Origin of the sequence: Streptomyces sp. DvalAA-14, assembly GCF_900091855.1 — a bacterium.
Lineage (GTDB): Bacteria > Actinomycetota > Actinomycetes > Streptomycetales > Streptomycetaceae > Actinacidiphila.
The window spans coordinates 1-11,038 of sequence record NZ_FMCH01000138.1; the positions used below are offsets into that span (position 1 = coordinate 1).

Sequence of the window (11,038 nt, forward strand, 5' to 3'; positions counted from 1 at the left end):
CAGGTAGTCGCAGGCCTTGAGGGCGAAGGCGTCCACCGCGAAGTCCTCGTAGGCGGTGACGAAGACGACCGCCGGCGGGTGCGCGAAGCGGGCCAGCACCCGGACCAGGTCGAGGCCGTCGAGACCGGGCATCCGGATGTCGAGGAAGACCGCGTCCACCGTCTCGTCCTCCAGCAGCCGCAGCGCCGCGTCGCTGCTGTCGGCGGCGAACACCCGGCCGATGCGGCCGTCCCCGCGCAGCAGATACGTCAGGTCCTCGAGGGCGGGCGGCTCGTCGTCGACCGCCAGCACCCGCAGCGGCTTCACGAGGCGCGCACTCCGTTCCGGTACTTGGGCACCCGGATGTTCACCCGGGTCCCGGCGCCCGGCGCGGTCTCCACGACCAGTCCGTACTCGTCGCCGAACACCGTGCGCAGCCGTTCGTCCACATTGCCCAGGCCCAGCGAGTCCCCTTCGGCCTCGCCGGCCAGCCGCGCCCGCACCTTCTCCGGGTCCATGCCCACGCCGTCGTCCTCCACACTGATCCGGCACTCCGCGCCCGCGTCCTCGGCCCGGATGGTGATCCGCCCGGGCGCCGACTTGGGACCCAGGCCGTGCCGGACCGCGTTCTCCACGATCGGCTGGAGGCACAGGAACGGCACCGCGACCGGCAGCACTTCGGGGGCGATCAGCAGGTCGACCCGCAGCCGGGCGCCGAAGCGGGCCCGTTCCAGCACCAGGTAGCGGTCGACGGAGCGCAGTTCCTCGGCGAGGGTACTGAACTCGCCGTGCTTGCGCAGGCTGTAGCGGGTCAATTCGGCGAATTCCAGCAGCAGTTCCCGGGCTTGGTCCGGGTCGGTGCGGACGAAGGAGGCGATCGCGGTCAGCGAGTTGTAGACGAAGTGCGGCGAGATCTGGGCGCGCAGGGCCCGCAGTTCGGCCTCCATCATCCGGGTGCGGGAGCGGTCCAGTTCGGCGAGTTCGAGTTGCGCGATGACCCAGTGGGCGACCTCGCCGGCCGCCCGCACCAGCCCGGCCGACACCTGCCGCCCGTACACCGACAAGGCGCCGACCACCAGCCCGTCCACCACCAGCGGCACCACCACGGCGCTGCGCACCGGGCAGTTCATGTCGCCGCAGTCGATCACCTCGGTCGGCACCACCCAGGGCCGCCCGGCGGCCATCGCGTCCTTGGCGTGCGCCACCGCCTGCGCGGCGTGCCGCCGGCCCGGCCCCTCCCAGGCGAGCAGCACGCCGTCGCCGACCACGGCCAGCGCCGGTGTGCCCAGCAGGGCGCGCAGATGGCGCGCCGCCCGGTGCGCCGACTCGGCGGTGAGACCGTCGCGCAGCGGCGGCGCGGCCAGCGACGCCTCGTGCAGGGTGGCGAAGGCGGCCCGGTCGGCGGGTGTCCCGAAACCCCGGCGTCCGCGCACCAGCCAGAACAGCGCCGCCGCGACGCCCGCGATCACCAGCGCCACAGACACCACGGTGATCGTTGACCCCATGCCCGCATTATGGCCACGCCGGGGGGCGCGAGGCAGGCCCCGGACGTGGGAATCTCGCCGGACGCGCCCCCGGCCGGCGACCGCCGAGGCAGGCGCTAAATTGCAGGCCGAAGGTCACAATTTGCGGGCCGTGATCGCAATCGGGGCCCTTCCCTCCGGCAGGATGGCCGCCCGTACGGCGCCGACCTGCCGGGGAGAGCCGAGCCGGCCAGGTGCCAGCCGAGGCCCTGCGGACTCGTTCACGCCTTCTCTGCCTTGGAGATGGCTGGTGAGGTGCCGTCATGACGGGAGCGGGCGGCCTGGTCCGCGCCCGGGCGCACGGCGGCGATCATCATGTCGCGATATTGCGAAACCTGGTCGATATCTTGTGGTCATCTGGCGCCGGTGGTTTAGTGATGCCCGCCACATTGTGGTGCTCGTGATCGGCAACGCCCTCCCGAGCCGATCGGCCGTCACCCCCCGAGGAGCGCCCGTGTTCCCACGTCAGATCCGCGCCGCCCGACGTGCCCTGTCCAGAGCCGTCCCACCGGCGCGACGACTGGTGACGGGCCTGACCGCCACGGCCCTGGTGGCCGCGGCCCCGCTGCTGGTGCTGCCCGCCTCGCCCGCCGCGGCCGCCACCCCGGCGGGCGCCGCCGTGCCCTTCACCGAATACCTCGCGGCGAACGCCACCACCAACGGCCGTGTGCTGGCCCCCGACTACACCTACGGCGCACTCGCCTCCGAGGCGACGGGCCGGCAGGCCGTGCAACTCGTCGGCCAGGGCTCATTCGTGTCCTTCACCCTCACCCAGCCCGCCAACGCGGTGGACTTCCACTACGCGCTGCCCGACTCGCTGGACGGCGCCGGCCTCACCGCGCCGCTGAGCGTGTACGTCAACGGCGCCAAATCCCAGGACCTGCAGCTGACGTCCACCGACAGCTGGCTCTACGGCGCCTACACCTTCACCAACAACCCCGCCGACGTGGGCAATCCGCAAAGCGCCGTGCCGCACGACTTCTACAACGACGTGCGGACGATGTTCCCCTCGGTGCTCCCGGCCGGGACCGTGGTCAAGCTCCAGATCGACGCGAACGACACCGCTCCCTGGTACGCCGTCAACACCGCCGACTTCGAGAACGTCCCCGCCCCGCTGCCCAAGCCGGCCGGCTACCTCGACGTCACCCAGGCGCCGTACGACATCGACAGCAGCGGCGTGGCCGACGCCACCGGCGAGCTGACGCAGGCGATCAACGACGCCGAGACGGCCGGCACCGGGGTCTACCTCCCCAAGGGCCTGTACAAGATCACCGCGCCGATCGGCCTGAACAAGGTCGGCGTGGCCGGGGCCGGCGAGTGGTACACCGAACTGACCGGCCACAACGTCGAGTTCCAGGGCAACGTCGGCCAGACCACCGGTGTCACCGTGCACGACCTGTCGATCTTCGGCAACGTCAACTCCCGTGACGACAGCGACGGCACCGTCAACGGCTTCAACGGCGGCTTCAACAACTCCACCATCTCCAACGTCTGGATCCAGAACCAGAAGGTGGGGGCCTGGATCGTCGGCGCCACCACGAACCTGAAGTTCCAGAACATGCGGATCCAGGACACCCTCGCCGACGGCATCAACTTCGACGGCGGCGTCACCAACTCCTCGGTGACCAACAGCTTCTTCCGCAACACCCAGGACGACGGCCTGGCCATGTGGTCCTCCACCACCGACAGCGGCGACACCTTCGACCACAACACGGTCGACTCCCCGGGGCTGGCCAACAACATCGCCGTCTACGGCGGTTCCAACAACAGCGTCACCAACAACCTGGTGCAGGACACCGTCACCCGCGGCGGCGGCATCCACGTCGGCAACCGCTTCGGCGCCTCCGCGCTGGCCGGCACCACCACCATCAGCGGCAACAAGCTCGTGCGCACCGGGCAGTTCGACCCTGGGTGGGACTACGGCGTCGGCGCCATGTGGTTCTTCGCCCTGGACTCCGCGATGACCGGCACCATCAACATCAGCAACAACGAGATCGACTCCAGCCCCTACGAGGCGTACCAGTTCGAAGGCACCCTGGAGGGCGGCAAGCCCATCAGCGGTGTCACCATCAGCAACGACACCGTCAACGGGGTCGGCACGTACGTCTTCCAGGACCAGACCTCCGGCTCCGCCACCGTCTCCGGCGTCACCGCCACCGGGGTCGGCGTGGGCGGTGTGGAGGACTGCGCCTCCGGCTTCACCCTCAACCAGGGCAGCGGCAACACCGGCTGGTCCGGCGCCGCCACCTGCGGATTCCCCGGCGCGGCACCGGTCACCGCCTTCCCGTCCACGGTGACCTTCGAAAACGCCCGGGTCGGCTCGGCCACCCCGGTGCAGAAGGTGACGATCTACAACACCGGCCGCTCGGCCGCCTCGCTGGGCGGTATCTCGGCCAGCGGCGGATTCACCGTCACCCGCGACCCGAGCAACCCCTGCGGCACCAGCCTGAACGGCGCCAACGACACCGATCCGGGTATGTGGTGCCAGATCGACGTCTCCTACACCGCGCCCACCTCCGGCATCACCACCGGCACCCTGACCGTCCCGAACAGCCAGCCCGGCGGCCCGACCACCGTCCAACTGGTCGGCACCGACGGCGGAACGGCCGTGCACACCCCGGTCTCGGCCAGCCCCGGCTCGCTCGCCTTCGGCAACGCGGCCGTCGGCGCCACCACCGCCCCGCAGACCGTCACGGTCAGCAACCCGGGCCCCGCCGCCGCCACCTTGACCTCGATCACCGTCAGCGGCCCCTACGCCCAGACCAACACCTGCGGCGGCTCGCTCGCGGCCGGTGCCTCCTGCACGGTGGCCGTCACCTTCAAGCCGACCGCCGGCGGCGCCCAGAACGGCATCCTGGCCATCGCCAACTCCACCACCGCCACACCGGTCGGCACCACGCTGACCGGCACCGGTGTCACCGCGACCACCAACCTGGCGCAGGGCGCGACGATCAGCGCCAGCGGCAGTGCCGGCGGCTTCCCCGCCTCCAACACCAACGACGGCGACACCAGCAGCTATTGGGAAGGCGCCGGCTCCTTCCCCCAGTGGGTGCAGGCCGATCTCGGCTCGGTCCAGCAGGTCGGCTCGCTCGTCCTGGACCTGCCGCCGTCCAGTGCCTGGGGCGCCCGGACGCAGACGCTGTCGGTGCAGGGTTCGACCGACGCCAGCAGTTGGACGACGCTGAAGGCGTCGGCCGGCTACACCTTCGACCCGGCCACGGGCAACACCGTGACCGTCACGCTGCCCGCCAGCTCGGTCCGCTACCTGCGGCTGAACATCACCGCCAACACCGGCTGGAGCGCCGGCCAGCTCTCCGAACTGCAGATCTTCTCCGGCGGCGGATCGGGCGGCGGCACCGCCCCGACGGCCTCGCTCGCGGCCTCCCCGGCCGCCCTGAGCTTCGCCGGGACCACCGTGGGCAGCCACAGCGCGGCGCAGACCACCACCATCACCAACAACGGCGGCGCGGCGGCCACCCTGAGCGCCATCACCACCAGCGGTGACTACGCCGAGACCAGCACCTGCGGCGCCTCGCTCGCCGTCCACGCCTCCTGCACGGTCGGCGTCACCTTCACCCCGACCGCGACCGGCACCCGTACCGGAAGTGTCTCGGTGGCCGGCAACGACCCGGCCGGCCCGCTGACCGTCGCCCTCACCGGCACCGGCAATCCCGCATCGGGCGGCGGCTCCACCAACCTGGCGGCGGGCGCCACCATGACGGCCAGCGGCTCCACCCAGAACTACACCCCGGCCAACACCAACGACGGGAACACCGGCAGCTACTGGGAAAGCGCCGACAACGCCTTCCCGCAGTGGCTGCAGGCCGATCTGGGCAGCAGCAAGTCCGTGACCAGGCTGGTCCTGGACCTGCCGCCGTCCAGTGCCTGGGGCGCCCGGACGCAGACGCTGTCGGTGCAGGGTTCGGCCGACGGCAGCAGCTGGACGACGTTGAAGGCGTCGGCCGGCTACACCTTCGACCCGGCCACGGGCAACACCGTGACTGTCACGCTGCCCACCAGCTCGGTCCGCTACCTGCGGCTGAACGTCACCGCCAACACCGCCTGGCCGGCGGCCCAGTTGTCGGAGCTGCAGATCTTCTCCTGATCGGCCGGCGCGGTACGTCCCGCGCACAGGCCGGCCCGGCACGAATCCGCGCACGCGTCCGCTCGCGCCTCGATCCGCGCCCGCCGATCCGCCCGCCGAGCCGCCCGCCGACCGACCGCCCGCCGATCCGCTCGCCCTGATCGCCGGCGAAGCCGCTTCGCCACCGGCCACGCCCCCACCGCACCCGCGGCGGGGGCGTGGCCGGTTCACCGGCGCCCGCGGCCGGCGGACCCTGTCCAACGCATTGACGTGTACGCGTCGTTCATCGAGACTCCATTCCGATTACCTGGGTGAGAGCGCTTTCACCACCCAGGTTCGAAGGAGAGAGACCCGGCTTCGTCCCTGGAAAGGTCGCGATCGCCCATGAGAACACACGCATCGACCGGCGTCCCGTCGATCGGCGGCCGCCGCGGCCGCCGGGTCCCGCTGTCCGTCTTCAGCGCTCTGCTCCTGCTGATCGCCGGCGCCCTGGGCCTGTCGCTCTCCGGCGGCTCGGCCGTAGCGGCGGTCCCGGGCGCCCCGGCCGGCTGGACCACCGTCTTCAGCGACGACTTCAACGGCGCCTCGGGCACCGGACTCAACCGTGCCAACTGGCTCTACGACACCGGGATCGGCTACAACTACCCCGGCGCGGCCACCAATTGGGGCACCGGCGAGCTGGAGACGGCCACCGACTCGACCGCCAACGTCTACCAGGACGGCGCGGGGCACCTGGTGATCAAGCCGATCAAGGACGCCGCCGGGCACTGGACCTCGGGGCGGATCGAGACTCAGCGCACCGACTTCGCCGCCCCGGCCGGCGGCCAGTTGCAGATCAGCGCCTCGATCCAGCAGCCCAACCCGGCGCACGGGCTCGGCTACTGGCCCGCGTTCTGGGCGATGGGCGCCGCCGCCCGACCGGTCGGCGCGACGAACTGGCCGAGCATCGGCGAACTGGACATCTTCGAGGACGTCAACGCGCTGAGCGAGCACTCCACCACCTTCCACTGCGGCGTGTGGGCCGGGGAATGCCACGACCCGGACGGCATCAGCAGCGGCCTGCAGCCCTGCGGCGGCTGCCAGACCGGATTCCACACCTACTCGGTGATCGTGGACCGCACCAACACGTCCGCCGAACAGCTGCGCTTCTCCCTCGACGGCGTGCCGACCTACACCGTCAGCGAGAACCAGGTGTCGACCGCGACCTGGCAGGCCGCCGTCGACCACGGCTTCTTCGCCATCTTCGATGTCGCGATCGGCGGTTCCTACCCCAACAAGGTCTGCGGCTGCACCTCGCCCTCGGCCGACATCAGCTCCGGGGCCGGCATGAGCGTGGACTGGATCGGCGTCTACCAGACCACCGGCGGAGCCACGACGACCAGCGGCGGTACGACGACCGGCGGCACCACCACGACCGGCGGCACCACCACGACAGGCGGGACCACCACCGGCGGCGCGACGACTGGCAGCACCACGACCGGCGGGGCCACCACCGGCGGCACCACCTCGCCCGACTACGCGCAGAGCGTCACCGCCACCGGCGCCGCCCAGGCGCGGATCTCCTTCACCCCGACCACCCCCGCGCAGTACGTGGACGTGCACTACCTGGTCAACGGCGCCGGCCAGCAGAACTTCCGGATGACCAATACGGCGGGCACCTGGACACAGACCGTCGGCCAGCTCGCCGCGGGCTCGGTCCTCACCTACTGGTTCACCTACGAGAAGAACGGCCCCCAGTACGACACGCCGCACTTCACCTACACGCAGGCCGGGTAGCCCCGCCGCTTCCGCCCGGTGGGCGGGAGGACCACCCGATGGTCCCGCCCACCAGGCGTCATCGGTCCACCGGCGGACCGGTGTTCGACCCTTGACACTTCTCCGACCCCAGGAGGAACATCACTTGCTGATTCGCTGACAACGTTGTCGGGCCGGGTTGCCCCGCCGGCAACTCCTCGGAGGAATCGGGCCTTTCGCCTGATCGGTCCGGCCTCCGTACACCCGAAAGGGCAAGAATGGTGCCAGAAAGATCTTCGTTCCGGACGGGCCGAGGGCGGGGGAGGCGCCGAGCCGTGCTCGCGGCTCTGCTCGCCACGGCCACCGCGGCCATCGGCCTCGGCCTCGGTCCGGCCACCGCGTCCGCCGCCCAGAGCGGCACGGGCGCCCCCACCGCCGACCCGGTCTCCCACGTCAATCCACTGATCGGCACGTCCAACGCCGGCAACACCTACCCCGGCGCGGTCGTCCCGTTCGGCATGCTGGCCTGGAGCCCGCAGAACTCGACCGGCAACCAGTTCTCCAACCCGGCGCCCGGCGGCTACCGCTACGACGCGACGAAGATCCGCGGCTTCAGCCTGACCCATCTGAACGGGGTCGGCTGCTCCGGCGCCAACGGCGACATCCCGATCATGCCGTACGTCGGCACGGTGGACTCCTCGCCCAGCGCGGACACCAAGGACGCCACCTACGCCAGCACCTTCTCGCACGCCAACGAGACGGCGGCGCCCGGCTACTACAAGGTGGGCCTGGACAGCGGCGCTACCGCCGAGCTCACCACCACGGCACGTACCGGGACCGGCGAGTTCGGCTTCCCGGCCGACAAGCCGGCCAGCATGCTGCTGCGGACGTCGAACTCCGAGAGCGGCAGCGCCGCCGCCACGGTGAGCGTGAACCAGGCCGCGCGCACCGTGACCGGTTCGGTCAGCGCGGGCAACTTCTGCGGCCCGCAGAGCGCCAACAACCGGCACGACGTCTACACCCTCTACTTCACCGCCCACTTCGACCAGCCCTTCGCGGCGGTCGGCACCTGGACGGACGGGACGCTGAACCCGGGCACCACCTCGGCCTCCGGCGGCACCGGCTACAGCACCAGCGGCAACCCGGTGGCCGGCAAGGGCTCCGGCGCCTACGTCACCTTCGCCCCCGGCACCCAGCAGGTGCAGGCCAAGGTGGCCATCTCCTACGTGAGTCCGGCCAACGCCGAGGCCAACCTCCGGGCCGAGAACCCGCCCGGCAAGAGCTTCGCCGCCGTCCGGGCGCAGGCCGCCGCGGCGTGGAACACCGATCTGCGCAAGATCCAGGTGTCGGGCGGCAGCGACGACCAGCTGAGCACCTTCTACACCGCGCTCTACCACTCCATGCTGGAGCCCACCCTCACCAGTGACGTCAACGGCCAGTACCTGGGCGGCGACCGCACCACGCACACCCTGGCGAAGGGCCAGCACGCCCAGTACGGGACGTTCTCCGGCTGGGACCAGTACCGCGCCCAGGTCCAGTTGCTGACGCTGCTGCAACCGCGCATCGGCAGCGACTACGCGCAATCGCTGTTCAACTACGCCCAGCAGCGCGGCGGTGAATGGGACCGCTGGCTGCTGGAGAACGGCAAGACCAGCATCATGTCCGGCGACCCGTCGGACGCGGCGCTGGCCGGCATCTACGCCTTCGGCGGCCGGGACTTCGACGTCAAGGGCGCGCTGGCCTCGCTGGTGAAGGCCGCCACCGTCCCCACCGCCAATGACTCCGACAGCGCCGGCTGCAACGTCGAATGCGTCGGCCAGCGACCGGCGTTGGACCAGTACCTGAAGCTCGGCTACGTACCGTCCGACAACTGCCACTGCTGGGGCGGCGCGGCCGAGACGCTGGAGGACAGCGCCGCCGACTTCGGCCTGTCCGAGCTGGCCGGCCAGGTCGGCGACCACAAGGACGAGCAGAAGTTCGCTGACCGCAGCGGCAATTGGACGAACGTCTTCGACCCCGACGCCACCGCGCAGGGCGGCTGGATGCGCGACCGCGACTCCGACGGGTCCTGGGCCGGGGCGACCTTCTCGCCCGACACCGGCAACGGCTTCGTGGAGGGCAGCAGCGCCCGCTACACCTGGATGGTCTACTCCGACGTGGCCGGCCTGGCCCAGGCCATGGGCGGCGACGCGGCCGCCACGGCCCGGCTGGACGCCTTCTTCCGGGCGCCCGACGGCAGCTTCGACTTCTCGGCGAGCGACCAGACCCGCTACGACCCGACCAACGAGCCCGACATCAACGCGCCCTACCTCTACGACTACCTGGGCGCCCCCTACAAGACGCAGCAGACGGTCCGCGCCGAGGTGGACGGGGTGTGGAGCAACACGCCCGGCGGCATCCCCGGCAACGACGACGCCGGGACGATGTCGTCCTGGTACGTGTTCTCCGCACTGGGCATGTATCCGCAAGTGCCCAGCCGCGCCGACCTGGTGCTGTCCGCCCCGGTCTTCCCGCACGCGGTGATCCACACCGGCCTCGGCAAGACCATCACGGTCAACGCCCCCGGCGCCTCCACGAAGAACATCTACATCCAGGGTCTGCGCACCAACGGCGCGAAGTCCGACAAGCCGTGGGTGCCCGCGTCCTTCGTCACGCACGGCGGCACCCTGGACTACACCCTGGGCAGCACCCCGAACACCGCCTGGGGCAGCGCGCCCAAGGACGCGCCGCCGTCCTTCCGCGACGGGGAGGCCCCGTTCTTCGCGGCCACCGACCCCGGACAGGTCAAGATCGAGCCCGGCGGTTCCGCGGACACCACGCTGAAGCTCTCGACGCTCCAGGACCAGAAGGTCGCCGTGCACTGGACGGCCGCCCCGCCGGCCGGCATCACCCTGCACCCGGCCGCCGGTGAGGTCACCGTGCCGAAGAAGGGCGCCGCGACCGCGAAACTCTCCGTCTCGGTCGCGGCCGACACCAAGGCCGGGGTCTACCGGGTTCCGCTGACCACGACCTCGGCGCACTACGGCACCGCCCCGACCACCTGGCTCTCGGTGACGGTCGGGGTACGCGGCAGCGTGACCTGGTATGTGAACAACGCCGGCATCTCGGCGGACGACCAGAACCCGGCGGCCAACTTCGACGGCGGCGGCTGGAGTTACTCGGCCAAGGCGCTGGCGGCCGCGGGCGCCGTCCCCGGCGGCACCGTCTCAGCGGCCGGCTTCGACTTCACCTGGCCGCAGGTGCAGCCCGGCGCCCCGGACAACATCGTGGTCGGCGGCGGTGACCAGGTCCTGGACGTCTCGGCGACCTCGGCGGGCCACACCCGGCTGAGCCTGCTGGGCAGCGCCGACGACGGCGACACCAGCGGCACGGTCACCCTCACCTACACCGACGGCACCACGCAGCAGGCCCAGATCGGCTTCAGCGACTGGACCCTCGGCGGCGGCGCCGGCCAGCCCTCCTTCGGCAACATCACCGCGGTGCACACCACGTACCGCGACGTGATGGACGGGACGACCGACCCGGTGGGGACCGACGTGTTCGCCACCGCGCCGATCGACCTGCAGGCCGGCAAGCAGCTGGCCAGCGTGACCCTGCCCGCCACCACCAGTGGCGGCGACATGCACGTCTTCGCGGTGGCGACCGCCTGACGGTCCGCCAGCGCGCCGACCGGCGTCCCGTCCGCCCACCCGGCGGGCGGGACGCCGGCGGTGTTGCC

5 protein-coding genes are annotated in these 11,038 nt (G+C 71.3%); 3 read left to right on the top strand and 2 right to left on the bottom strand.

Annotation, left to right across the window (positions count from 1 at the left end):
• Together GA0115240_RS06420 and GA0115240_RS06425 are read right to left on the bottom strand one after the other, a co-directional pair.
• A partial coding sequence (locus GA0115240_RS06420) for a LytR/AlgR family response regulator transcription factor (RefSeq protein WP_141708748.1) occupies window positions 1–306 on the bottom strand: 306 nt, incomplete at its 3' end.
• Window positions 303–1,484, bottom strand: coding sequence for a sensor histidine kinase (locus GA0115240_RS06425; RefSeq protein ID WP_093735687.1), 1,182 nt, complete (start codon window positions 1,482–1,484; stop codon window positions 303–305). The genes GA0115240_RS06420 and GA0115240_RS06425, both read right to left, overlap by 4 nt.
• Window positions 1,485–1,956: 472 nt before the next feature.
• Between GA0115240_RS06425 and GA0115240_RS06430 the strand changes: the two genes are divergently transcribed.
• The 3 genes from GA0115240_RS06430 to GA0115240_RS06440 all read left to right on the top strand — a co-directional run bounded on the left by GA0115240_RS06430 (window position 1,957) and on the right by GA0115240_RS06440 (window position 10,970).
• Window positions 1,957–5,607 (top strand): discoidin domain-containing protein, encoded by a 3,651-nt coding sequence (locus GA0115240_RS06430; RefSeq protein ID WP_256069579.1) that lies wholly within the window; start codon window positions 1,957–1,959, stop codon window positions 5,605–5,607.
• A gap of 363 nt (window positions 5,608–5,970) precedes the next feature.
• On the top strand, window positions 5,971–7,362 hold the full coding sequence (locus GA0115240_RS36675) for a glycoside hydrolase family 16 protein (protein WP_237554650.1): 1,392 nt from the start codon (window positions 5,971–5,973) through the stop codon (window positions 7,360–7,362).
• A gap of 236 nt (window positions 7,363–7,598) precedes the next feature.
• Window positions 7,599–10,970 (top strand): GH92 family glycosyl hydrolase, encoded by a 3,372-nt coding sequence (locus GA0115240_RS06440; RefSeq protein WP_093735689.1) that lies wholly within the window; start codon window positions 7,599–7,601, stop codon window positions 10,968–10,970.
• Window positions 10,971–11,038: the final 68 nt, after the last annotated feature.

What these genes read in the sequence shown, in the direction of transcription:
- GA0115240_RS06425 (WP_093735687.1), bottom strand. Translation starts at nt 1,484, where the DNA reads ATGGGGTCAACGATCACCGTGGTGTCTGTGGCGCTGGTGATCGCGGGC.
- GA0115240_RS36675 (WP_237554650.1), top strand. Translation starts at nt 5,971, where the DNA reads ATGAGAACACACGCATCGACCGGCGTCCCGTCGATCGGCGGCCGCCGC.
- GA0115240_RS06440 (WP_093735689.1), top strand. Translation starts at nt 7,599, where the DNA reads ATGGTGCCAGAAAGATCTTCGTTCCGGACGGGCCGAGGGCGGGGGAGG.